This is a genomic window from Sphaerotilus sp. (genome assembly GCF_034519685.1).
Lineage (GTDB): Bacteria > Pseudomonadota > Gammaproteobacteria > Burkholderiales > Burkholderiaceae_C > Sphaerotilus.
In genome coordinates, this window is record NZ_JAXHOF010000006.1 from 535,877 (window position 1) to 558,032 (window position 22,156).

20 protein-coding genes and 1 pseudogene are annotated in these 22,156 nt (G+C 68.2%); 12 read left to right on the top strand and 9 right to left on the bottom strand.

Annotated features, from left to right (window positions below):
- Position 1 precedes the first annotated feature (1 nt).
- Genes ybeY through U5O44_RS13690 form a run of 3 tightly spaced genes read left to right on the top strand, consistent with a single transcriptional unit; the run spans position 2 to position 4,323 of the window.
- On the top strand, positions 2-463 hold the full coding sequence (gene ybeY, locus U5O44_RS13680; protein ID WP_322589010.1) for an rRNA maturation RNase YbeY: 462 nt from the start codon (positions 2-4) through the stop codon (positions 461-463).
- Positions 460-2,571, top strand: coding sequence for a prolyl oligopeptidase family serine peptidase (locus U5O44_RS13685; RefSeq protein ID WP_322589011.1), 2,112 nt, complete (start codon positions 460-462; stop codon positions 2,569-2,571). The genes ybeY and U5O44_RS13685 overlap by 4 nt, the downstream gene beginning before the upstream one ends.
- A gap of 33 nt (positions 2,572-2,604) precedes the next feature.
- Positions 2,605-4,323: an ABC1 kinase family protein gene (locus U5O44_RS13690; protein WP_322589012.1), complete on the top strand. Its 1,719-nt coding sequence runs from the start codon at positions 2,605-2,607 to the stop codon at positions 4,321-4,323.
- Between the two features lie 7 nt (positions 4,324-4,330).
- On the opposite strand, the gene U5O44_RS13695 is transcribed toward U5O44_RS13690, so the two are convergent.
- The 3 genes from U5O44_RS13695 to U5O44_RS13705 form a co-directional block, all read right to left on the bottom strand.
- The gene (locus tag U5O44_RS13695) at positions 4,331-6,106 is read right to left on the bottom strand and encodes a putative bifunctional diguanylate cyclase/phosphodiesterase (protein ID WP_322589013.1); all 1,776 of its coding nucleotides are present in this window, start codon (positions 6,104-6,106) and stop codon (positions 4,331-4,333) included.
- Positions 6,107-6,184: 78 nt separating this feature from the next.
- On the bottom strand, positions 6,185-6,436 hold the full coding sequence (locus U5O44_RS13700) for an ATP-binding protein (RefSeq protein WP_322589014.1): 252 nt from the start codon (positions 6,434-6,436) through the stop codon (positions 6,185-6,187).
- A gap of 12 nt (positions 6,437-6,448) precedes the next feature.
- Positions 6,449-6,859, bottom strand: coding sequence for a winged helix-turn-helix transcriptional regulator (locus tag U5O44_RS13705; protein WP_322589015.1), 411 nt, complete (start codon positions 6,857-6,859; stop codon positions 6,449-6,451).
- A 158-nt stretch (positions 6,860-7,017) separates the two neighbouring features.
- Here U5O44_RS13705 and U5O44_RS13710 point away from each other — a divergent pair, with 158 nt between their 5' ends.
- From U5O44_RS13710 to U5O44_RS13725, 4 genes are all read left to right on the top strand, one after another.
- On the top strand, positions 7,018-7,869 hold the full coding sequence (locus U5O44_RS13710; protein ID WP_322589016.1) for an SDR family oxidoreductase: 852 nt from the start codon (positions 7,018-7,020) through the stop codon (positions 7,867-7,869).
- 270 nt (positions 7,870-8,139) lie between these two features.
- Entirely contained in the window at positions 8,140-8,523 is a 384-nt protein-coding gene (locus U5O44_RS13715) for a VOC family protein (protein ID WP_322589017.1), read from the top strand.
- 236 nt (positions 8,524-8,759) lie between these two features.
- The gene (locus U5O44_RS13720; protein WP_322589018.1) at positions 8,760-9,761 is read left to right on the top strand and encodes a cytochrome-c peroxidase; all 1,002 of its coding nucleotides are present in this window, start codon (positions 8,760-8,762) and stop codon (positions 9,759-9,761) included.
- Positions 9,762-9,792: 31 nt separating this feature from the next.
- Positions 9,793-10,227: a Fur family transcriptional regulator gene (locus U5O44_RS13725; protein WP_322589019.1), complete on the top strand. Its 435-nt coding sequence runs from the start codon at positions 9,793-9,795 to the stop codon at positions 10,225-10,227.
- Here the strand turns inward: U5O44_RS13725 and U5O44_RS13730 are convergent.
- Positions 10,216-10,341, bottom strand: coding sequence for a hypothetical protein (locus U5O44_RS13730; protein ID WP_322589020.1), 126 nt, complete (start codon positions 10,339-10,341; stop codon positions 10,216-10,218). The two genes, U5O44_RS13725 and U5O44_RS13730, sit on opposite strands and share 12 nt — an antisense overlap.
- Positions 10,342-10,443: 102 nt before the next feature.
- Here U5O44_RS13730 and U5O44_RS13735 point away from each other — a divergent pair, with 102 nt between their 5' ends.
- Positions 10,444-12,153: a DEAD/DEAH box helicase gene (locus U5O44_RS13735; RefSeq protein ID WP_322589021.1), complete on the top strand. Its 1,710-nt coding sequence runs from the start codon at positions 10,444-10,446 to the stop codon at positions 12,151-12,153.
- 12 nt (positions 12,154-12,165) lie between these two features.
- Here the strand turns inward: U5O44_RS13735 and U5O44_RS13740 are convergent, their stop codons facing one another.
- The 5 genes and pseudogenes from U5O44_RS13740 to U5O44_RS23055 all read right to left on the bottom strand — a co-directional run.
- Positions 12,166-13,101 carry an IS5 family transposase gene (locus tag U5O44_RS13740; RefSeq protein WP_322589022.1) on the bottom strand — a complete coding sequence of 312 codons (936 nt, stop codon included), beginning with the start codon at positions 13,099-13,101 and terminating at the stop codon, positions 12,166-12,168.
- Positions 13,102-13,223: 122 nt separating this feature from the next.
- On the bottom strand, positions 13,224-15,776 hold the full coding sequence (gene gyrB, locus U5O44_RS13745) for a DNA topoisomerase (ATP-hydrolyzing) subunit B (RefSeq protein WP_416222176.1): 2,553 nt from the start codon (positions 15,774-15,776) through the stop codon (positions 13,224-13,226).
- Between the two features lie 58 nt (positions 15,777-15,834).
- Positions 15,835-16,983, bottom strand: coding sequence for a DNA polymerase III subunit beta (gene dnaN / locus U5O44_RS13750; protein WP_322589023.1), 1,149 nt, complete (start codon positions 16,981-16,983; stop codon positions 15,835-15,837).
- 38 nt (positions 16,984-17,021) lie between these two features.
- On the bottom strand, positions 17,022-18,506 hold the full coding sequence (dnaA, locus tag U5O44_RS13755) for a chromosomal replication initiator protein DnaA (protein WP_416222215.1): 1,485 nt from the start codon (positions 18,504-18,506) through the stop codon (positions 17,022-17,024).
- 330 nt (positions 18,507-18,836) lie between these two features.
- Positions 18,837-19,031 (bottom strand): annotated as a pseudogene (locus U5O44_RS23055) (DnaA N-terminal domain-containing protein); the annotation flags it as partial.
- Positions 19,032-19,294: 263 nt separating this feature from the next.
- On the opposite strand from U5O44_RS23055, the gene rpmH reads away from it, so the two are divergent.
- The 4 genes from rpmH to yidC all read left to right on the top strand — a co-directional run bounded on the left by rpmH (position 19,295) and on the right by yidC (position 21,991).
- Entirely contained in the window at positions 19,295-19,429 is a 135-nt protein-coding gene (gene rpmH, locus U5O44_RS13760) for a 50S ribosomal protein L34 (protein WP_179633078.1), read from the top strand.
- A gap of 50 nt (positions 19,430-19,479) precedes the next feature.
- Complete coding sequence (locus U5O44_RS13765; protein ID WP_322589025.1) at positions 19,480-19,971, top strand: ribonuclease P protein component; 492 nt, start codon at positions 19,480-19,482, stop codon at positions 19,969-19,971.
- Between the two features lie 92 nt (positions 19,972-20,063).
- A complete protein-coding gene (gene yidD, locus U5O44_RS13770; RefSeq protein WP_322590492.1) occupies positions 20,064-20,321 on the top strand; it encodes a membrane protein insertion efficiency factor YidD in 258 nt (85 codons plus the stop codon).
- Positions 20,322-20,326: 5 nt separating this feature from the next.
- Positions 20,327-21,991, top strand: coding sequence for a membrane protein insertase YidC (gene yidC, locus U5O44_RS13775; RefSeq protein ID WP_322589026.1), 1,665 nt, complete (start codon positions 20,327-20,329; stop codon positions 21,989-21,991).
- The last annotated feature ends 165 nt before the right edge of the window (positions 21,992-22,156 follow it).

A 22,156-nucleotide genomic window follows, 5' to 3' on the forward strand; every position in this document is an offset into this window, starting at 1 on the left:
CATGCCCGCTGCCCGCCCCGACCTGAGCCTGTCCCTGCAATTCGCCGACCCGCGCCACCGCGCGCTGCTGCCGCGGCACAAGGTGATGCGGTTTGTGCGCGCCGCGCTGGAGCTGCCCGGCGAGATCACCGTGCGCATCGTCGGCGCCGAGGAGGCCCAGCGCCTGAACCTCGATTTCCGCCAGAAGGACTACGCCACCAACGTGCTGACCTTCGACTACAGCGCCGAGCCGGTGGTGTCGGCGGACCTGGTGCTGTGCGCGCCGGTGGTCGAGGCCGAGGCCGCTGCGAACGGCAAGGACTTGCTCGCCCACTACGCCCACCTGCTCGTGCACGGCACGCTGCACGCCCAGGGCTATGACCACGAGGACGACGAGGAAGCCGCCGAGTGCATGGAGCAGCGCGAGCGCGAGATCCTGGCGTCCCTCGGTTTCGCCGATCCCTACGCCGAAAGCGCCGCATGAGCGACACCCCCGACACTCCCGACGCCCGCGACCCGGAACCGCTGGATCCGCACCTCTGGCTCGAAGACGTGCAGGGCGAGGCCGCACTCGACTGGGTGCGCGCCCACAACGACCGCTCGCAGGCCGAACTCTGCGCCCGCCCCGAGTACGCCGACTTCAAGCCCCGGCTGCTGGCGCTGATGAACGCCCGCGAGCGCATCCCGTATGTCAGCCGCGTCGGCCCGCATTTCTACAACTTCTGGCAGGACGCCGAGCATGTGCGCGGCCTGTGGCGCCGCACCACGCTGGCGAGTTACCGGCAGGCTGAACCCGATTGGGAAACCGTGCTCGACCTCGACGCGCTGGGCGCGGCTGAAGGGGAGAACTGGGTCTGGCACGGCAGCGACACGCTCTCGCCCGCAGTGCCCGGCGGCGAGTGGCGGCGCTGCCTGGTCTCGCTGTCGCGGGGCGGGGCGGATGCGACCGTCGTGCGCGAGTTCGACCTGGTCGACAAGCGTTTCCTCGGCGCCGAGGAGGGCGGCTTCATGCTGCCTGAGGCCAAGAGCACCGCGAGCTGGCTGGATGCCGACACGCTCGTCGTCGGCACCGACTTCGGCCCCGGCTCGCTCACCGATTCCGGCTACCCGCGGGTCATCAAGCGCTGGCGCCGCGGCACGCCCTTGAGCGAGGCCGTCACCCTCCACGAAGGCGAGGCGAGCGACGTCTCCGCCTGGGTCAGCGTGGACGACACGCCCGGCTTCGAGCGCGTGATCCACGGCCGCTCAGTCGATTTCTACACCACCGAGATGTGGCTGGTCGGGGCGGACGGGGCGCTGCAGCACCTCGACAAGCCCGCCGACGCCAGCCTCGGCTTCCACGAGCACTGGGCGGTGATGGAGCTGCGCAGCGACCTTGTGCAGGGCGAGGTCACGCACCCGGCCGGCTCGCTGCTGGTCGCGTCGGCCGACGACCTGCTCGCCGGCCGCCCGCAGTGGACCGCGCTGTTCACCCCGACGCCGACCCGCTCACTCGGCGGCAGCGCGTGGACCCGCGGCCATGTGCTGCTGAACGTGCTCGATCAGGTGGCGAACCGGGTCGAGGAGCTTCGGCTGGTGGACGGCCAGTGGCAGCGCCGCGCCGTGCCGCTGCCCGGTCCCGGCACGCTTGGCATCGCCGCATTGCACGACCCGCACATCCCGGACGATCCGCTCGCCGAGCACTACTGGGTCACCTACGCCGACTTCCTGACGCCCGACTCGCTGATGCTGGCCCGCGCCGGCACGGACGACCTGGAGGTGCTCAAGCAGCGCCCGCGCTATTTCGACAGCGACGGCATGACGGCCGAGCAACGCTTCGCCACCAGTGCCGACGGGACGCAGGTGCCGTACTTCATCGTCCGCCCGACAGGCTGCCGCGACGACGGCGACAACCCGACGCTGCTCTACGGCTACGGCGGCTTCGAGGTGTCGATGCAGCCGTGGTACTCGGGCGGCTTCGGGCTGGCGTGGTACGAGCGCGGTGGCGTGCTGGTGGTCGCGAACATCCGCGGCGGCGGCGAGTTCGGCCCGTCGTGGCACCAGGCGGCGGTCGGCGAACACAAGCAGCGCAGCTACGACGACTTCATCGCGGTCGCCGAAGACCTCGTGCGCACGCAGGTCACGCGCCCCGAGCGGCTCGGCATCATGGGCGGCAGCAACGGTGGCCTGCTGGTGGGGGCGGCGATGACGCAGCGGCCGGACCTGTTCGGCGCCGTGGTCTGCCAGGTGCCGCTGCTGGACATGCGGCGTTATCACCGGCTGCTGGCGGGCGCGTCGTGGATGGCGGAATACGGCGACCCGGACCAGCCCGAGCAGTGGGCCTGGATCGAGAAGTTCAGCCCGTACCAGAACGTGCAGAACGTGCGTACTGGCGTGCGCTACCCGCGGGCGCTGTTCACCACCTCGACCCGCGACGACCGCGTCCACCCCGGCCACGCCCGCAAGATGGTGGCGAAGCTGGAGGCGCTCGGCCACTCGGTGCTGTACTTCGAGAACATCGAAGGCGGCCACGGCGGCGCGGCCGACAACACGCAGCGCGCGCGCCTGCAGGCGCTGGAGTTCGCCTACCTCTGGGCGCAGCTCGGCGCCTGACCGACCCGACTGACCCGCTCCCGCACCACACTGATGCCTTTTGCCACGCTCATCGCCGCCCGCGACCTCGGCCGCCTGCAGGAGATCGCCTCGGTCTTCATCCGCCACGGACTGGGCGACCTGGTGCGGCGGCTGGGCTGGGCGGACCGGCTGGCGCGGGCCGGGCATGTGCTGCGGCTGGACCACGCGGCCGATCTGGCGCGGCTCGATCCGCCGGTGCAGTTGCGGCTGGCGCTGGAGGAACTCGGGCCGACCTTCGTCAAGCTCGGCCAAATCCTGGCCGGCCGCGCCGACCTGTTCGGTCCGACCTGGATCGCCGAGTTCGAGAAGCTGCACAGCCAGGCGCCGCAGGTCGATCCGGCCCTCGTGCGCGCCCAGTTGACCGAAGACCTCGGCGCGCCGCCCGAGGCCGTCTTCGCCCGCTTCGACGCCGAGCCGCTCGCCGCCGCCTCGATCGCGCAGGTCCACGCCGCCGCGCTGCACGACGGCACCGAAGTCATCGTCAAGGTGCGCCGCCCCGGCATCGGGCCGGTGATCGAGGCCGATCTGCGCCTGCTGGAGCGGCTGGCTGCGCTGGCCGAGGACGAGTGGCCCGACCTGCGCCCCTACCAGCCGGTGGGGCTGGTGCGCCAGTTCGGCCGCTCGCTGCGGCGCGAACTCGACCTCTCCAGCGAGTGCCGCAACGCCGAGCGCATCGCCGCCAACTTCGCCAACCAGCCCGACATCGTCGTGCCGAAGGTCTATTGGGACTGGACTCGCGAACGCATCAATGTGCAGGCGCGCATCGTGGGCATCCCCGGGCACGATCTGGCGCAGGCGGACGCCGCCGGGCTGGACCGCACGCTGCTGGCGCAGCGCGGCGCCCACGCCGTGCTGAAGATGATCATCGACGACGGCTTCTTCCACGCCGACCCGCACCCCGGCAACGTCTTCTACCTGCCCGGCAACCGGCTCGCCTTCATCGACTTCGGCATGGTCGGCCGGCTCAGCGAGGCACGCCGCGACCAGCTGCTGTCGCTGATGCTGGGCCTCGTGCAGCGCGAGCCCGAGTCGGTGGTCGAGGTGCTGCTGGCCTGGACGCAGGACGCGGGGCCGGGCGCGGGTGTCGACCATGAGGCGCTGCAGCAGGATGTCATCGCCTTCGTCGACCAGTACCGCGGCACCGAACTGGCCAAGCTGAGCCTGGGCGGCATGCTCGGCGACGTGACCGCCATCCTGCGCGAGTACCGGCTGGCGCTGCCGGCCGATCTGGCGCTGCTGATCAAGACCTTCATCACGCTCGAAGGCCTGGGCCGCACGCTCGCGCCTGAGTTCCACATCGCCACCGAGGCCGAGCCGCTGCTCGAAGCCGCCGTGCGTGCCCGCTACGAGCCGAAGGCGCTGATGCAGCGCGGCTGGACCTCGGCGCTGCACGCGGTGCGGCTGCTCACCGGGTTGCCGCGCGAGATCACCCGGGTCATGCGGCTGACCAAGCGCACGGGGGTACAGGTGCATGTCGAGGTGCGCCACCTGGAGCGGGTGGCCGACCAGCTCGACATCGCGGCCAGCCGGCTCACGGTGGCGCTGGTGGTGGCGGCGCTGATCATCGGCTCGTCGATCGTGATGACGGTGCAGGGCGGGCCGACCCTGTTCGGGCTGCCGGCGTTCGGGCTGCTGGGGTTTCTGGCGGCGGGGGGCGGGGCCTTGTGGCTGGCGTGGTCGGTGCTGCGCAGCGGGCGGGCGTCGCGGCATCTGGGCCGCGGCGACGAGTAGCGGCGCCTCAGCGCTCGGACACGGTGTTCGTGCCCGTGCCCGCGTTGGCGCTGGTGTTGCTGGCGGTCCGGGTCCGCCCCGCCACCCAGGCTTCCAGCGCCTCGGCGTCCATCGGCCGTGCAAAGCGGTAGCCCTGCAGGTCATTGCAGCCGAGCGATTTCAGATAGGCCTGTTGCTGCGGTGTCTCGATGCCCTCGGCGACCGTGCGGTAGCCCAGCGCGTGGGCCATGCCGATGATGGCGCGGATGATGACCTCGCTCTTCTGGTTCTCGCCGATGGCCATGACCAGGGAGCGGTCGATCTTCAGGTCGTCCATCGGCACCCGCGACAGCTGCGACAGGTTGGAGAAGCCGACGCCGAAATCGTCGATGGCGATGCGGATGCCGGCCTCGCGCAGGGCAGCCAGGCGTGCCTCAACCTCGTCCGTCGCCGACATCGCGATCGACTCGGTGATCTCGATCGACAGCAGGCCCGCCGGCACCCGCGCCCGCTTCAGCGTGTCGAGCAGCGTCGGCACGAACGCCGGGCTGGCGAACTGCGAAGGCGAGACGTTCACCGCCACCGACCGCCGGATCCCCGCGTCCAGCCAGCGCCGGCATTGCGCCACCGCCAGATCGATCACCTGCTGGCCCAGCGCGCCCATCAGGCCCGCCTGTTCCGCCACGTCGATGAAGGCTGCAGGCGACAGCAGGCCGCGCTGCGGATGCTGCCAGCGCACCAGGGCTTCGACGCCGCTCAGTGCCAGGGTGCAGGCGTCGACCTTGGGCTGGAAGTGCAGCCGCAGCTCGCCACGCTGCAGCGCCAGCCGCAGTGCGGATTCGGTGTCGGTGCGCTCCAGCAGGGCCTCGCGGATCCGCTGGTCGAAGAAGACCAGCCGCTCGTGCGGGTCGCGCCGCGCACAGTGCATGGCCAGGTCGGCGAAGCTGAGCAGCTCGGCCGCGCTGCCGGTGTCCTCCGGCGTCAGCGCGATGCCGATGCGGGGATGGGCCATCACGTCCTGCGTTCCGATGTGGAACGGTTCCCGGAAGGTGGCGACCAGCCGTTCGCCGAGTCGGCGCAGCGCGACGCGGTCGGTGACACCGGGCAGGATGGCGACGAACTCGTCCCCCGTGAAGCGGGCCAGCACCAGGTCTTCCGGCAGGCGGTCGCAGGGGCTGCCGAAGCTGTCGGTGCAGGAATCGAGGGTTTGCAGCGTCCGGCCGAAGCCCTGTTCCAGGATGCGCTGCGCCGTCTGCCGCAGCAACTCGTCGCCGCCCTGGTGACCGAGGCGGTCGTTGATGTGCTTGAAACCGTCCAGGCCGATGAAGAAGATCGCCGCCTCGAAGCGGCCCTGGCGCTGCGGCGCCAGTGCATGGCCGAGCAGGTGGTCGATGACACTGCGGTTGGGCAGGCCGGTGACCGTGTCGGTGTAGGCCAGCGTGTTGATGCGCAGCAGGTTGGCGTTCATGCGCTGCGTCATCTTGCGGAAGCTGCTGGCCAGACCGCCGACCTCGCAGGCGCAGTCCACGGTCACCGGGCTGTCGAGCGTGCCGGCGGCGATGGCCTCCGTGCTGTGGCGCAGCAGGTCGATCGAGCGGGTCAGCGTGCTGGCCATCCAGAAGGTGATCGAGGCGGTCACGCCGCTCAGCAGCCCCAGTGTGAGCAAGCCGGTCGGTGTCCAGCGGTCGGTGTGGCCCATCAGCGCGTCGCGCAGCAGCACACCCAGGACGGTCAGCACGGCGCTTGCCAGTGCGAACCGCCAGCGGATGCTGTTGAGTCCTTGTCCGTATGGCGTGTTGTCCATGTCTCCCGACCAGATCGTGTGCCGTGCCTGCGGTGTTGTGGTCGACGATCGGTGTTGCGCTGGGGGGATCGTCGCAATTCAGGAGGGATATCGACCCGGTTCGGGTGCGCTTGAGCTGGGCGGCACTGCCTTGTGCATGCGGATCGCGCCGAAGGGACAGCGCACCGCGCATTTCGCGCAGCCGGTGCAGCCCTCAGCGTCGTCCAGCGCCGAGCGCTTTTTCCACTGCACCACCTGCAGCGACAGCACATGCGGCGGACAGACCGCGATGCACCAGCCGCAGCCGGTGCAGCGGTCCGGGTCGATCCGGGGCAGGGCGGCAGCGGCCACGGCGCGTGTGGCCTAGACCTCGGCCCGCGCCGCCCGGGTCTGCAGGATGGTGGACAGGTTGTGCTCGATCCAGTCGGCCAGCGTCTGTACCTGCGCCGCGACCTCGGTGCCCAGCGGTGTCAGGCTGTATTCGACGTGCGGCGGCACGACGGGGAAGGACGTGCGCAGCACGAAGCCGTCGCTCTCCAGCGCCTGCAGCGTCTGCGCCAGCATCTTCTCGCTGACGCCGCCGATCTTGCGGCGCAGTTCGCTGAAGCGGTGCGTGCCGTCGAGCAGCGCCACCAGGATCAGCACGCCCCAGCGGCTCGTCACATGCTGCAGCACCTCGCGCGACGGGCAGGCCTCGGCAAAGAGGTTGCCGCGCCGCAGCTGCTCCTGCAGCGAGAGGGCCGGCGTGGGCGTGGAGGCGGGGGGCGCGTTCATGCGGGGACTGTACGGCGCCTGCGCACGGCCCGCCAGCCGGTCGGTCCATTCTTTACTTACTTTTTGGTTTGTACTTACTGTGGGTAAGTGTTCTCGCTAAGCTGGCGGCTCCTTCTTTCCCTTGCCACCCACCCCACGCTGTTCCAGGAGTTCTCGCCATGATCGTCGTCACCGGAGCCTCGGGCCAACTCGGCCGTCTCGTCATCCAGTCGCTGCTGAAGACCGTGCCCGCCGCGGGCATCGTCGCCGCCGTGCGTCAGCCCGCCGCGGTCGCCGACCTCGCGGCGCTGGGCGTGCAGGTCCGCCAGGCCGACTACGCGCAGCCCGCCACGCTCGACGCCGCCTTCCAGGGCGCCACCAAGGTGCTGCTGATCTCGTCCAGCGCCCTCGGCGAGCGCGTCGCGCAGCACGGCAACGTCATCGACGCCGCCCGCCGCGCCGGTGTCGCGCTGCTGGCGTACACCAGCCTGCTGCACGCCGACACCTCGCCGCTCGGCCTCGCCGCCGAGCACACCGCGACCGAGGCGCTGCTGCGTGCGTCGGGTGTGCCGCATGTGCTGCTGCGCAACGGCTGGTACACCGAGAACTACCTCGCCGGCCTGCCGGCCGTGCTGCAGCACGGCGCGGTGATCGGCAGCGCGGGCGAGGGCCGCATCGCCTCCGCCGCGCGCGCCGACTATGCCGAGGCTGCTGCCGCGGTGCTGACCCGCGATGACCAGGCCGGACAGGTCCATGAACTGGCGGGCGACACGTCGTACACGCTGGCCGAGTTCGCCGCCGAGGTGGGCCGCCAGACGGGCCGCACGATTCCGTACGTCAACCTGCCGGAAGCGGATTACCGGGGGGCGCTGCTGGGCGCCGGGCTGCCGGAGCCGCTGGCGCATCTGCTGGCGGAGTCGGACGTGGGCGCGTCCAAGGGCGGGCTGTTCGACGACGGCCACCGGCTGAGCGCGCTGATCGGGCGGCCGACGGCAACGCTGGCGGCGATGGTGGAAGCGGCCTTGCGCTGAGGGGCGTGGATCCTCGCTGTCGCGAGGATGACGGGATGGGGGGTGGGGGCGGTGCTAGTGTTGCGTCAACGATCCACTGTCGCACCCCAAGTGCCGTCATCCTCGCGAATGCGAGGATCTACGCCCGCCAAAGACGGTCATGTCCCTGCGTGGGTGCCCGCTTTCGCGGGCATGACGGTGATGTGTTCGCGCAGGCTGTCCGTCAAGTCAGCTGTGACACGACACTAGGCTGGTCTGCTTGCCATCGCAACACGACCACAGGAGACCCCCATGTTTTCGCACATCATGCTCGGCACCAACGACCTCGACCGGGCCAAGGCGTTCTACGACGCCGTGCTCGGCACGCTCGACGTCCCCCCCGGCGGTGTCGACCGCTACCGCATCTTCTGGCGCACCAAGACGGGCGTGTTCTCGGTGAGCCAGCCCATCGACGGCCAGCCCGCCACGGTCGCCAACGGCAGCACCACCGGCTTTGCCTGCCAGTCACCCGAGCAGGTCGATGCCTGGCACGCCGCCGGTCTGGCCAACGGCGGCACCACCTGCGAAGACCCGCCCGGCCTGCGCGAAGGCCCGGCCGGCAAGCTCTATCTGGCCTACCTGCGCGATCCGGACGGGAACAAGCTCTGCGGGCTGTACCGGGTGCCGCGCGGCTGATTCATCCGGACACAAACTCCCCGGTTCTCACCCTTGCCACTGACCTGAATCAATGCATTTTTCGTCAGCGGGCACCGCGTGGACCACGGCCACCGCCCGGTTGATGTGCATCAGAGAGGCCAGGGCCGCGATGCTCTGGAATGCATCCGTGGTCTGGAACGAGTCCAGATCATCCGATGCTCGCAGCGCCGTCCCGGCCTGCACCGGAGAGCCCAGCGACGGACCGAGGAGTTCTTATGTTTTCCCGTGTGGTGCCGCTTGGATTGGCGGCTGTGGCCAGCCTGCTCACGATGGGGGCCGTGGTGGCCCAGAACCAGGAGCCGATCCAGCCGATCGTCCCCCCTCAACAAGTCAACCTCGGGCAAGTCGAACTGGGCAAGAAGCTCTTCTTCGATCCGCGCTTGTCCAAGTCCGGTTTCATCTCCTGCAACTCGTGCCACAACCTGTCGATGGGCGGCACCGACAACATCCGCACCTCGATCGGCGACAAGTGGCAGCAAGGCCCGATCAACGCGCCGACGGTGCTGAACTCCAGCCTCAACCTCGCACAGTTCTGGGACGGCCGAGCCGCCGACCTCAAGGCGCAGGCGGGCGGCCCGATCGCCAACCCCGGCGAGATGGCGTTCAGCCATACGCTGGCGATCGGGATCCTGGAGTCCATTCCGGCGTACACCCGCGAGTTCAAGCAGGTCTTCGGCAAGGACAAGATCGACATCGACCAGGTGACCCAGGCCATCGCCGAGTTCGAGAAGACCCTGGTGACGCCCAACTCCCGCTTTGACCAGTGGCTGCTCGGCAAGAAGGACGCCCTCTCGGCGAACGAGCTGGCGGGCTACCAGCTGTTCAAGTCCAGCGGCTGCGTGGCCTGTCACAACGGCCCGGCGGTCGGGGGCAATTCGTTCCAGAAGATGGGCGTCGTGGCGCCGTACAAGGCCAGCAGTCCGGCCGAAGGGCGCAGCGCCGTGACCGGCAAGGACGCCGACCGGTTCAACTTCAAGGTGCCGACGCTGCGCAACGTGGAGATGACCTATCCGTATTTCCACGATGGTGCCGCCGACACGCTGACCCAGGCGGTCGACGTGATGGGCCGGCTGCAGCTCGGCAAGACGTTCACGAAGGATGAGAACGCCAAGATCGTGGCCTTCCTGAAGACGCTCACGGGTGAGCAGCCCAGTTTCATGTTGCCGATCCTGCCGCCGTCGAGTGACGCGACGCCACGGCCGAATCCGTTCAAATGAGGCTGCACGGCCTCCGTCACGGAGTCTCTGGATGAATGTCCTGAACGCCTCGCACCTGCAGCAGCGCCTCCATGAGGCCAGCATCCTGCCGACCTTGCAGCGCATGGCCGTGGCCAGCGTGCTGCTGGGCCGACCGGTCCACATGACTGCCGAGCAGGTGCTGGATGCCGCGCGCAGGCAGTTGCCGAGCCTGTCTCGGGCGACTGTCTACGCGGTGCTGCAGCTGTTTGTCCGGAGTCGGCTCCTGAAAGAGCTGCCCATCGACGGGGCCTCCACCGTGTACGACTCGAACACCGAGCCGCACCACCACCTCTACGACATCGACACGGGGGCGGTGGCCGATCTGTCCGCCACGCAGCTGCAGGTGCTCGGGGTGCCCGAAGCCGTCGGCGGGATGCAGTTGGTGGGGGTGGATGTCATCGTGCGGGTGCGGGGTCTGGTGCAGGATTCCGTGTCAATGCGCTGACGGGCCTTGCAGCAGCAGGTGCTCGGCGAAGAGGCGCTCGCGGAATGCCTCGCTGAGCGTTGCGCCATCGACCACATCGACCCGCCAGATCCATCTGCGTGAAAAATGTCTCATTTTTGACCGTCTCTGCCCGGTGCGGAACTGGCGTGCCCGGCGCCCTATGGTCTGCTTCCCGCCTGAACAAGAAAAAGCGATTCACGCTTCGGGAGTGCAGACTTGGCCATCTTTCCGCAGGGATTCCAGAACATCGCGGCACGTTGCCGCAACACCGAGGACGGCGGCGCCGAGCGGCGGGTGCTGCGGCAGCTCCAGCGCTGTCTGGAGGACGACTACCTCGTCTGGCACAACGTGCCGGTGGGCAACAAGGGCCGGCAGCCGGATTTCGTGGTGCTGCATCCGGGGCGCGGCCTGCTGGTGCTGGAGGTCAAGGGCTGGCGGGCCGGCGCGCTGCACCAGGTCTCGCGCCATGACATCGAGCTGAACCTCGCCAGCGGGCAGGGCCGGGTGAGCAAGATCCACCCCGGCCTGCAGGCGCGGGGCTACGCGATCGAGCTGGTCAACCAGATGCAGCGCGACCCCGGCCTGTGCCAGACCGACGGGCGCCACGCGGGCAGCCTGATCGTGCCGTGGGGCTGCGGCGTGGTGTTCGCCAACATCGAGCGCCAGCGCATCACCGATCCGCGCTGGGACGAGTTCTTTCCGCCGGCCACTACGCTGACCCGCGAGGATCTGGCCGAGGAGCTGGACCCCGCCGCTTTTCAGGAGCGGCTGTGGGGCATGTTCACGACCGAGTTCCGCCTGAAGACGGCGCTGACCCTGCCGCAGCGCGACCGCATCCGGTGGCATCTTTTCCCCGAGATCCGGCTGCAGACGCAGGCGTCGCTGCTGGACGAGGACGACGCGAGCGGGCCGGGGTGCCAGGCGGCGCCGTCGCCGAGTGATGCGCTGATGCTGGTGATGGACCTGCAGCAGGAGCAGCTCGCGCGCTCGATGGGCGAAGGGCACCGCGTCATCCACGGCGTGGCCGGGTCGGGCAAGACGATGATCCTGGTCTACCGCGCCCAGCAGTTGGCGGCTGCGGCGCGGCCGGACTGGCCGATCCTGGTGCTTTGCTACAACCGCCCGCTGGCGGCGCGCATCGACGCGCTGATGCGCCAGCGGGGGCTGGACGAGCGGGTGCAGGTGCGCACCTTCCACGGCTGGTGCTACGACATGGCCGACACCTACCAGCTCGGCATTCCGAAGAAGGGCTTCCGGCCGGACTACGACGCGCTGGCCGACCGGGTGGTCGAGGCGGTGGCGCATGGCCGCATCCCGCGGGCGCAGTACGCGGCGCTGATGATCGACGAGGCGCACGATTTCGAGGATGCGTGGTTGCGGCTGGCGCCGCAGTTGGTCGATCCGGCGACGAACTCGCTGCTGGTGCTCTACGACGACGCACAGTCGATCTACCGCCAGCCGCGCCGCAAGTTCAGCTTCGCCAGCGTCGGCATCGAGGCGCGCGGGCGCACCAGCGTGCTGAAGGTCAACTACCGCAACACGGCCGAGGTGCTGAAGCTCGCCACCGCGACCGCCGGCCAGTTGCTGCGCGGCGGCGAGCCGGACGGGGAGGGCGACAGCGACATCGTCCGCCAGACCCCGCTCGGGGCCGGCCGCAGCGGACCGCCGCCTGAACTGCTGCGCGGACGCACGCCGCGCGAGGAGGCCGAGCTGATCGCCGACCGGCTCACCGACGCGCTGGCCGATGGCGTGTCACCCGCCGACATCGGCATCCTGGCGCGCCGGCATGACCTGCTCGACCCGGTGGAAAAGGCGCTGCACCAGCGCGGCATCCGCACCCAGCGCCTGCAGCGCGCGGGGACGTGGGAGCCGGACAGCGTCAAGCGGCTTTGTTGCACAACTCCGCCGAAGCCGAGTTTCCCCTGACCCCAGACGGAGTTACGCCACAGCCTGCGTCACCGGGGTGCCCAGGTGGGTGAAGCGGTTGAGCACCGCAGCCCGCACCTGCAGCTCCACCACCTGACGCTCGAAGGTGCGCGCCATCACCCGCTCGCCCAGCAGCTTGAAGCAGCGCATCTTCGTCTCCACCAGCGAGCGCCGGTGGTAGCCGCTCCACTTCTTCCAGATCCCCCGCCCCAACCGATTCGTCGCTCTCAGGATCTCGTTGCGCGCTGCCGCCCCCGGCCGCTTGGCCTTCCACGGCTGGGCGTTCTTGCGCGTCGGTATCACCGCCTCGGCTCCCCGCTCGGCGATCGCGTCGTGGCAGTCCTGCGTGTCATACGCCCCATCCCCGCTCACCGACAGCACCACCTCCTCGTCCGGAATCTGCCCGAGCAGCTCCGGCAGCATCGGCGCATCCCCCACGCTGTTGTCCGTCACCTCGATCGCCCGGATCTCCAGCGTCTGGGCGTCGATCCCCAGGTGAACCTTGCGCCACTGCCTGCGGTACTCCGCCCCGTGCTTCTTGGTCTTCCACTCGCCCTCGCCCAGCATCTTGATCCCCGTCGAGTCCACCAGCAGGTGCAGCCCGCCCCGGCTCGGCCGCGCCGTGATCTCCACCGTCAGCCGCTTCTCGCGCCGGCTCATCGTGCTGTAGTCCGGCGCCTGCCAGTCCAGCCCCGACAGCCCCAGCACGCTCTGCACGAACCCCTGCGTCTGGCGCAGTGCCAGTCCGAACAGCACCTTCATCGTCAGGCAGCACTGCACCGCCGCGTCGCTGTACATCGCCGGTCGCCCCGGCTTGCCGCTGACCGGCGCAGCCTGCCACGCCATGTCCCGGTCCAGCCACATCGTCAGCGAGCCCCGCGCCCTCAGCGCCTTCGTGTACGGCGCCCAGTTCTTCGTCACGTACTTCTGCTTTGCTGGCTTGCTCATCCTGTCAGCCTACCTCACCGCTCGACCATCGGCCGGCGGGGTGGGTTGTGCAACAAAGCCGGTTGTAATAAGAACGCCCGGCATTTTGGGCGTCATGACAGTTCTTCACATACCTGAAAATATCAAGCGTCGATATTCGCCGCCCTCAACGCATTCGTCTCGATGAACTCCCGCCGAGGTTCGACTTCATCGCCCATCAGCATCGTGAACACCTTGTCCGCCTCGATCGCGTCCTCGATCTGCACGCGCAGCAGGCGGCGCACGGTCGGGTCCATCGTGGTTTCCCACAACTGGCTGGGGTTCATCTCGCCCAGACCCTTGTAGCGCTGGCGGCCGACGGCGTTTTCGGCCTGCGTCATCAGCCAGGCCATCGCGGCGCGGAAGTCGGCGACCTTGATCTGCTTCTGGCGCTCGCCTTCGCCGCGCTTGACCACAGCGTCCTCGGCCAGCAGCCCCTTGAAGGTCACGCCCGCCACGCTCAGCGCCTCGTAATCGGCGCCGTGCACGAAGTCGGCGGTGATGACGCTGCTCTTGATGTTGCCGTGGTGGCGGCGGCTGATGCGCAGGTAGTGCTTGTCGGTGCGCGGGTCGATCTCGGCGCTGACCTCGGCGTCGTGCAGCGCGGCCTTCAGCGCCTCGGCGCTGCTGGCCGCCGCTTCCGGCGTGTCGAGGTCGAGCGTCAGGCCGTCGCTGATCGCGCGCAGGGCCTCCACGTCCATCCAGTTCGACAGCCGCGCGATCACGTTCGTCGCCAGCAGGTACTGCCGCGCCAGCTCCTCCAGCGCCGCGCCGCTGATCGGCGCGCGGCCCGCGCCCGGCTCGACGATCGCGCTGTCCAGCGCCACCTTCAGCAGGTAGACATCCAGCTCGCTGCCGTCCTTCAGGTACTGCTCGTGCTTGCCGTGCTTGACCTTGTAGAGGGGCGGCTGCGCGATGTAGATGTGGCCGCGCTCGACCAGATCGGGCATCTGCCGGTAGAAGAACGTCAGCAGCAGCGTGCGGATGTGCGCGCCGTCCACGTCCGCGTCGGTCATGATGATGATGCGGTGGTAGCGCAGCTTGTCGGGGTTGAAGTCGTCGCCGCCCATGCCCTGGCCGATGCCGGTGCCCAGGGCGGTGATGAGCGTCAGGATCTCGTTGCTCGACAGCAGCTTTTCATAGCGGGCGCGCTCGACGTTCAGGATCTTGCCGCGCAGCGGCAGGATGGCCTGGAACTTCCGGTCGCGGCCCTGCTTGGCCGAGCCGCCGGCGGAGTCGCCCTCCACGATGTAGATCTCGCACATCGCGGGATCCTTCTCCTGGCAGTCGGCGAGCTTGCCCGGCAGCCCCATGCCGTCGAGCACGCCCTTGCGGCGTGTCATCTCGCGCGCCTTGCGGGCGGCGTCGCGGGCGCGGGCGGCGTCCACGATCTTGCCGCAGATGGTCTTGGCGTCGGTCGGGTTCTCCAGCAGCCAGTCCGTGAGCAGCCGGCTGACGATGTCCTCCACCGGGCCGCGCACCTCGCTCGACACCAGCTTGTCCTTGGTCTGGCTGGAGAACTTCGGCTCCGGCACCTTGACGCTGACCACGCAGGCCAGGCCCTCGCGCATGTCCTCGCCGCTGATCTCGACCTTGGCCTTCTTGGCGATCTCGTTGTCTTCGATGTACTTGTTGATGACCCGCGTCATCGCCGCGCGCAGGCCGGTCAGGTGGGTGCCACCGTCGCGCTGCGGGATGTTGTTGGTGAAGCAGAGCACGTTCTCGTTGTAGCTCTCGTTCCACTGCATCGAGACTTCGACACCGACGTTGGTGTTGTTGTCGCTGAGCTTGTCGCCACGGGCGTGGAAGATGTTCGGGTGCAGGACTTTCTTGCCCTTGTTGACGAACTCGACGAAGCCCTTCACGCCGCCCGCGTAGGCGAAGTTGTCTTCCTTGCCGGCACGTTCATCGACCAGCCGGATCTTCACGCCGTTGTTCAGGAAGCTCAGCTCGCGCAGCCGCTTGGCCAGCACGTCGTAGTGGAAGTCGATGTTGGAGAAGATCTCCAGGTCGGGCAGGAAGTGGACCTCGGTGCCGCGCTTGTCGGTCTCGCCGATGACCTTCATCGGGCTGATCTCGAAGCCGTCGCGCACTTCGAGCACGCGGTCCTGCGGCACGCCCTGGCGGAACTCCATGAAGTGCGCCTGCCCCTCGCGGCGCACCGTCAGGCGCAGCCACTTCGACAGCCCGTTCACGCAACTCACGCCCACGCCGTGCAGACCGCCCGAGACCTTGTAGCTGTTCTGGTTGAACTTGCCGCCCGCGTGCAGCTCGGTCAGCGCGATTTCCGCCGCCGAGCGCTTCGGCTCGTGCTTGTCGTCCATCTTGACGCCGGTCGGGATGCCGCGGCCGTTGTCGGTGACGGAGATCGAATTGTCCGAATGGATGGTCACGACGATGTCGTCGCAGTGGCCGGCCAGCGCCTCGTCGATCGAGTTGTCCACGACCTCGAAGACGAGGTGGTGCAGGCCGGTGCCGTCGGAGGTGTCGCCGATGTACATGCCCGGCCGCTTGCGCACGGCCTCCAGCCCTTCGAGGATCTGGATGCTGCCCTCGCCGTAGGCGGCGGAGATTTCGGCGGCGGTCTGCGCCGGGGGCTCGGGCACGGTCGGTTCCGAGGGGACGGGCTGCTGGGACTGCTGGTTCTGGTCGGTCATGTCACTCACTCAAATTTCCAATCCATTCGGCCATCCATCCGGATGCGCCTGCATTCGCTCAGATCCGCATCGGCATGACGACGTACTTGAAGCCTTCGCGCTCGGGAACCGTGAACAGTGCCGAGCTGTTGGCGTCCTGCAGCGACAGCGTCACCAGCTCCTGGTCCATGTTCGAGAGCACGTCCATCAGGTAGGTGACGTTGAAGCCGATCTCGATGGCCGGGCCGCTGTAGTCGATCTCCAGCTCTTCCTTGGCCTCTTCCTGCTCGGCGTTGTTGGACGCGATGCGCAGCGCGCCCGGCTCGAAGTTCATCCGCACGCCCTTGAACTTCTCGCTGGTCAGGATGGCCGCGCGCTGCAGGCTGGTCAGCAGGGTGCCGCGGCCCAGCGTGATGTGCTGCTTGTGGTTCTTGGGGATGACGCGGTTGAAGTCGGGGAACTTGCCTTCGACCAGCTTGGTGACGAACTCCATGCCGCTGAAGCTGAAGCGCGCCTGGTTGGCGGCGAAGCACATCTCGATCGGCGCCAGCTCGGGCTCGCTGCCGTCCTTGGCCGGCTTGGCGTCCTTGGCGCCGTCCTTGAGCAGGCGCTGCAGCTCCAGCACCGTCTTGCGCGGCAGGATGACTTCCTGCTTGGGCATCTCGACATCGAGCGTGGCCTGCGCGAGCGCCAGGCGGTGGCCGTCGGTCGCGACCAGCGTCAGCGTGTGGCCTTCGGCGACGAAGAGGATGCCGTTGAGGTAGTAGCGGATGTCGTGCACCGCCATCGCGAAATGCACCTGGTCGATCAGGCCCTTGAGCGTCTTCTGCGGCACGCTGAAGGTGGGGCCGAAGTCGGCGGCTTCCTGCACCAGGGGGAAATCGTCGGCCGGCAGCGTCTGCAGCGTGAAGCGGCTCTTGCCCCCTTGCAGCGTCAGCTTGTTCTGCGCCGCGCTGAGCGAGACGGTCTGGTCCGGCGGTAGCGTGCGCAGGATGTCGATGAGCTTGCGCGCGCCGACCGTGGTGCTGAAATCGCCCTTGTCGCCGTCCATCGGCGCGCTGGTGCGGACCTGGATCTCGAGGTCGCTGGTCGTGAACTCGCACTGCCCGGCGTGGCGGCGGATCATCACGTTGGCCAGGATGGGCAGGGTGTGGCGGCGCTCGACGATGCCCGAAACGGACTGCAGAGCGGCCAGGAGCTTGTCCTGTGGTGCTTTCAACACGATCATGATGGAGGGGTCTTTCAGCCTTGAGGAGCCTTTGAGGGTCAGCCCTTGAGGGTCTGTTCCAGGACGTGGAGCTGCTGGTTGAGTTCGGTGTTCTTCTGGCGCTCGGCGGCGATCTTGCGGACCGCGTAGAGCACCGTCGTGTGGTCGCGCCCGCCGAACAGGTCACCGATCTCGGGCAGGCTTTTCTGGGTCATTTCCTTGGCCAGGTACATGGCGATCTGGCGCGGCCGGGCGATGCTGGCGGGGCGCTTCTTGCTGTACATGTCGCCGATCTTGATCTTGTAGAAATCGGCGACGGTCTTCTGGATATTCTCGACCGAAATCTGCCGGTTCTGGATCGACAGCAGGTCTTTCAGCGCTTCGCGGGCCAGCGCGATGTTGATGTCCTTGTGGCTGAAGCGCGAGTAGGCCAGCACCTTGCGCAGCGCGCCCTCCAGCTCGCGCACATTGGCGCGCACGTTCTTGGCGATGAAGAAGGCCACGTCCTCGGGCATCACGCTGCCCTCGCCGATGGACTTCTTCATCAGGATGGCCACGCGCATCTCCAGCTCCGGCGGCTCGATCGCCACCGTCAGGCCCGCGTCGAAGCGGCTCGTCAGGCGCTCGTCGATGTCCACCAGCCCCTTGGGGTAGGTGTCGCTGGTCATGATGATGTGGGCGCGCTTGGTCAGCAGGGCCTCGAAGGCGTTGAAGAACTCCTCCTGCGTGCGGTCCTTGCCGGCGAAGAACTGCACGTCGTCGATCAGCAGCAGGTCGAGCGAGTGGTACTTGGCCTTGAGTTCATCGAAGGTCTTGCGCTGGTAGTTGCGCACCACGTCGGAGATGAACTGCTCGGCGTGCAGGTAGAGCACGCGGGCGTCCTTGTGCTCCTTCAGCAGCGCGTTGCCGACGGCGTGGATCAGGTGCGTCTTGCCCAGGCCGACGCCGCCGTACAGGAACAGCGGGTTGTACATGCCACCCGGCGAGCCGACGACGTGCATCGCGGCGGTGCGGGCCATCTGGTTGGCGCGGCCGGGCACGAGCGTGTCGAAGGTGAGGGCGGGGTTGATGCGGCCGCGGGTGTTCGACGGTGCAGCCGGGGGCGGCACCGTCGGGATGATGATGGCGGGTGCGCCGAGGATCCTGTCGCTGCCCTGGCCGCTGCCGGGGACGGAGGTCAGCGTTGACACCAGGGGTGCTGCGGACGTCTGCGGGGCGGCGGTTTCAGCGGTTTCGGCCGATTTGGTGCTTGCCACGCGCTTGCGGCGCGAGGCGACCGCGGCAGAGGCCTTGGCCAGCGCGGAAGCCGCAGAAATGGCGCCGCTGGACAGCGGCGCCTGCGGCGTGGCGGTGGTGGTGACGGCGGCCGCGGCCGCGGCGGGCCGGGACACAGGGTCGGGAAGTGGCTCGGCTGCGGGCGGGCTGGTGGCCGCGGTGCGGCGTGCCGAGGAGGCCCGTGCGGCCGGTCTGGGCGCAGCAGGGGCCTCGGCGAGCAAGGACGGGTGTGCGGTCGGCAGCGTCAGCAGCGCATGCAGCGCGGGCAGGGTGGCCGGTGTGCGGCCGGTGCGTGGCGCGGCCTTTGCCGGCGGGGCCAGCGCAGGAGCAGGCTCTGCAGGGCTGGCCCCGCCGCTGGACACGGTGGCTGCGCGCGCGCGGGCGCGGCTGGCCGTCGATCGGGTCGATGCGCCCGACACGGTCTGTGCAGTGTCTGCCGGCAGTGGCAGGAAGTCGATCATCGACATCTGCACCGGGGCAGGCGGCAACTGCGCCGGGGTCAGGACGGCAGTCTCGGGGGCGCGAGGTGCGGGGTCGCCGGCGTTGCCCAAGGACAGCTCCAGCCGCACCGGCTTGCCGGCGATTTCGCTCAGCAGCCGTTCGATCCGCGCGGCAAATTGCGAGCGGATCCAGTCCATCTTGAACCGGTTGGGCACACGCAGACCCACGAGGTAGCCTTCACCCGCCGCCGACACTTCTGCGGGCGGCAGTGGGCGAAACCACGTGTTGAACTGCTGTGCCGGCAGCTCGGCGGCGAGGCGCTCACAGCCTCGTTGCCACAGGTCCATGTGCATGTTCTGAAAATTGTGGACAACTTCAAGAGAAGGGGCGCGATTGTATCGACATCACACCCTCCAGGGTTGCGGTTATCCACAGTTTTGAGCGAGGGGTCAATCCCCTCGCGCAGCCAGCCTGCACGTGGCAAGTCATTGACTTTTCAGGAGGTTTTTGCTGTAATCGTGGGTTTCCCGAATTGGGGTGCCCGTGGGGGTGTCCGATCGGGTCAAGCTCCAATCAGGCTCATGATCGGGCCCACGCCAAGGCTAGAGGATTCAAGATGAAACGCACCTACCAACCGTCGAAGGTTCGCCGCGCCCGTACCCATGGCTTCCTCGTGCGCATGAAGTCGCGCGGTGGCCGCGCCGTGCTGAATGCACGCCGCGCCAAGGGCCGCAAGCGCCTGGCTGTCTGAGCCACGGGGCGTCCAGCGCCCGTTGCGACACGGTGAGCGTTGCTGCATCCATGGCCTTGAGTGCGCTGACCGGGGCCGCCCGGTTCGAGTCGGCCATGGCGGTTCGACCGCTCGCCCGCAGTGCCCATTTCATGGTGCATCACCTCGCAATCAACCAGTTGTCAACAGGCAACGTTCCACCCCTCTCGCAGGCTGTGGATGAATCTGTGGACAACCCAGTGGATAACCGTACGGAAATGGCCAATCTGCGTCTGGGTCTGGTGGTGCCGAAGCGACATGCCCGGCGCTCTGTGACCCGCACGCTGGTGAAGGTCCAGATCCGTGCCGGCATGCGCCGCCACCTGGATTCCCTGGTCGCAGGGGACTGGGTGGTGCGCCTGCGTGCGCCCATCGACCGCAAGCAGTTTCCGAGTGCCCGCTCGGAAGCGCTGGCGGCGCTGCTGCATGCGGAAATCGATGTGCTGCTCGGCGATGCCGCCCGACGCGCACGGCGTGCCCAGGCGCAAGCCGCTTCGGCCAGCGCTGCCACCCGTGCAGCCTGACGGACTGACCGTTCTGTTCGCCCACCTGCCTGTCCATGAGCGAGCCTCTGCCTGATACCGTGACCGTGTCACCGTGCCGCCGCCGGTCTTCCCTGTCTCAGCGGGGACTGATCGGCCTGGTGCGTGGCTATCGCCTCTTGCTGAGTCCCTGGCTGGGCTCGTCCTGTCGTTTCGAGCCGACGTGTTCGGCCTACGCACTGGTTGCGCTGGAGCGACACGGTGCCTTGCGTGGCGGCGCGCTGACACTCGGGCGCATCGGCCGCTGCCATCCCTGGTGCGCGGGCGGGCATGATCCGGTACCCGAGCAGTCGCCCCGGCTGTTCTCTTCCTTTCGAAAGACCTCTGTATGACCGGTATGACCGATACGCGGCGCGCCGTGCTGTGGGGCGTGTTCTCCGTCTCGCTCGTGATGCTGTGGGACGGCTGGAGCAAGCACAACGGGCAGCCGTCGATGTTCGCACCGCCGCCGCCCGCCGTGACCGCGCCGGCGCAGACCACCACGGCAGGTGTGCCAGCGGCGGCGGCAGCGTCGGCCGTTGCAGGGGCGGCGGTGCTGCCGGCGGCCACGCCGGCCGTGCCAGCTTCGGAGAAGGTCGAGATCACGACCGACCTGGTGCGTGCGACGTTCGACACCCGTGGCGGCTCGCTCGTGCGCATGGCCTTGCCGCGCTACAAGGATGAGCACGACGCCAGCAAGCCCGTCATGCTGTTCGACCAGACGGCCGAGCGCGTGTACCAGGCCGATTCAGGGCTGATCCCGCGTCTGGCCGGTGAGGCGGCCCTGCCCAACCACCTCACGGTCATGAACCTGCTGCCCGGTCCGCGCACGCTGGCCGAGGGACAGAACTCGCTGACCCTGACCTTCGAGTCGCCCGACCAGGGTGGGGTGAAGCTGCGCAAGTCCTACACCTTCCAGCGCGGTGATTACGCGATCAAGGTCCGCCACGAGGTGGTCAACGGCACGGCCGCGCCGCTGTCGGCCCAGCTCTACCTGCAGCTCTCCCGCGACGGCTTCGTGCCGTCGACCTCGGTGTTCATGGGTCCGGCGGCATTCACCGGCCCGGCGGTCTACACCGAGCAGAGCAAGTTCCAGAAGATCGAATACGCCGACATCGAGAAGGGCAAGGCCGAGCACGCCAAATCCGCCGACAACGGCTGGATCGCGATGGTGCAGCACCACTTCGTCGGCGCCTGGCTGGTCGGGGACCAGCTGGAGCGCAGTTTCCAGACCAAGCGCGAAGGCACCAACCTGTACTCCATGGCGATGACGCTGCCGCTGGCGCCTGTCGCCGCCGGTGCCACGCAGGCGATCGAGTCCACGCTCTACGCCGGTCCGCAGGAAGAAAAGAAGCTCGAAAAACTGGCGCCCGGGCTGGAGCTGGTCAAGGACTATGGCTGGGTGACCATCCTCGCCAAGCCGCTGTTCTGGCTGCTCGACAAGCTGCACGGCATGATCGGCAACTGGGGCTGGTCGATCGTGGGCCTGGTGGTGCTGCTGAAGATCGCCTTCTACTGGCTCAACGCCAGCGCCTACCGCTCGATGGGCAAGATGAAGGCCGTCAATCCCAAGGTGATGGAGATGCGCGAGCGCTACAAGGCCGATCCGCAGAAGATGCAGCAGGAAATGATGCGCATCTACCGCGAGGAGAAGGTCAATCCGCTCGGCGGCTGTCTGCCGATCTTCATCCAGATGCCGTTCTTCATCGCGCTGTATTCGGTGCTGCTGGCGTCGGTGGAGATGCGTGGTGCACCCTGGATTGGCTGGATCACCGACCTGAGCGTGCAGGATCCCTACTACATCCTGCCGGCGCTGATGACGATTTCCACGCTGTTCCAGACCTGGCTGAACCCGACGCCGCCGGATCCGATGCAGGCCAAGCTGATGTGGATCATGCCGCTGGTGTTCAGCGTGATGTTCCTGTTCTTCCCGGCAGGTCTGGTGCTGTACTGGTTCGTCAACAACCTGCTGGCCATCGCGCAACAGTGGATGATCAACCGGCAGCTCGGACTCAATCGCTGAGTCTCTGAGGGTTTTCCAGGGCATTTCGGGTCGGCGTCCGCGAACGTGGAATCCGGCCGCGACAAGCCCCACAGCCCGATACGCTTGATGCACCTCGGGTCTTGAAGCTGACACATTCTCCCTGCATCATCCGTCCTGCGGGGTTGGACCCGGGGGTGTTGCAGC

What these genes read in the sequence shown, in the direction of transcription:
- rpmH (WP_179633078.1), top strand. Translation starts at nt 19,295, where the DNA reads ATGAAACGCACCTACCAACCGTCGAAGGTTCGCCGCGCCCGTACCCAT.
- U5O44_RS13690 (WP_322589012.1), top strand. Translation starts at nt 2,605, where the DNA reads ATGCCTTTTGCCACGCTCATCGCCGCCCGCGACCTCGGCCGCCTGCAG.
- U5O44_RS13710 (WP_322589016.1), top strand. Translation starts at nt 7,018, where the DNA reads ATGATCGTCGTCACCGGAGCCTCGGGCCAACTCGGCCGTCTCGTCATC.
- yidC (WP_322589026.1), top strand. Translation starts at nt 20,327, where the DNA reads ATGACCGATACGCGGCGCGCCGTGCTGTGGGGCGTGTTCTCCGTCTCG.
- U5O44_RS13715 (WP_322589017.1), top strand. Translation starts at nt 8,140, where the DNA reads ATGTTTTCGCACATCATGCTCGGCACCAACGACCTCGACCGGGCCAAG.
- U5O44_RS13720 (WP_322589018.1), top strand. Translation starts at nt 8,760, where the DNA reads ATGTTTTCCCGTGTGGTGCCGCTTGGATTGGCGGCTGTGGCCAGCCTG.
- ybeY (WP_322589010.1), top strand. Translation starts at nt 2, where the DNA reads ATGCCCGCTGCCCGCCCCGACCTGAGCCTGTCCCTGCAATTCGCCGAC.
- U5O44_RS13730 (WP_322589020.1), bottom strand. Translation starts at nt 10,341, where the DNA reads ATGAGACATTTTTCACGCAGATGGATCTGGCGGGTCGATGTGGTCGAT.
- U5O44_RS13765 (WP_322589025.1), top strand. Translation starts at nt 19,480, where the DNA reads ATGGCCTTGAGTGCGCTGACCGGGGCCGCCCGGTTCGAGTCGGCCATG.
- U5O44_RS13695 (WP_322589013.1), bottom strand. Translation starts at nt 6,106, where the DNA reads ATGGACAACACGCCATACGGACAAGGACTCAACAGCATCCGCTGGCGG.
- dnaN (WP_322589023.1), bottom strand. Translation starts at nt 16,983, where the DNA reads ATGATCGTGTTGAAAGCACCACAGGACAAGCTCCTGGCCGCTCTGCAG.
- gyrB (WP_416222176.1), bottom strand. Translation starts at nt 15,776, where the DNA reads ATGACCGACCAGAACCAGCAGTCCCAGCAGCCCGTCCCCTCGGAACCG.
- U5O44_RS13685 (WP_322589011.1), top strand. Translation starts at nt 460, where the DNA reads ATGAGCGACACCCCCGACACTCCCGACGCCCGCGACCCGGAACCGCTG.
- U5O44_RS13725 (WP_322589019.1), top strand. Translation starts at nt 9,793, where the DNA reads ATGAATGTCCTGAACGCCTCGCACCTGCAGCAGCGCCTCCATGAGGCC.
- U5O44_RS13740 (WP_322589022.1), bottom strand. Translation starts at nt 13,101, where the DNA reads ATGAGCAAGCCAGCAAAGCAGAAGTACGTGACGAAGAACTGGGCGCCG.
- U5O44_RS13705 (WP_322589015.1), bottom strand. Translation starts at nt 6,859, where the DNA reads ATGAACGCGCCCCCCGCCTCCACGCCCACGCCGGCCCTCTCGCTGCAG.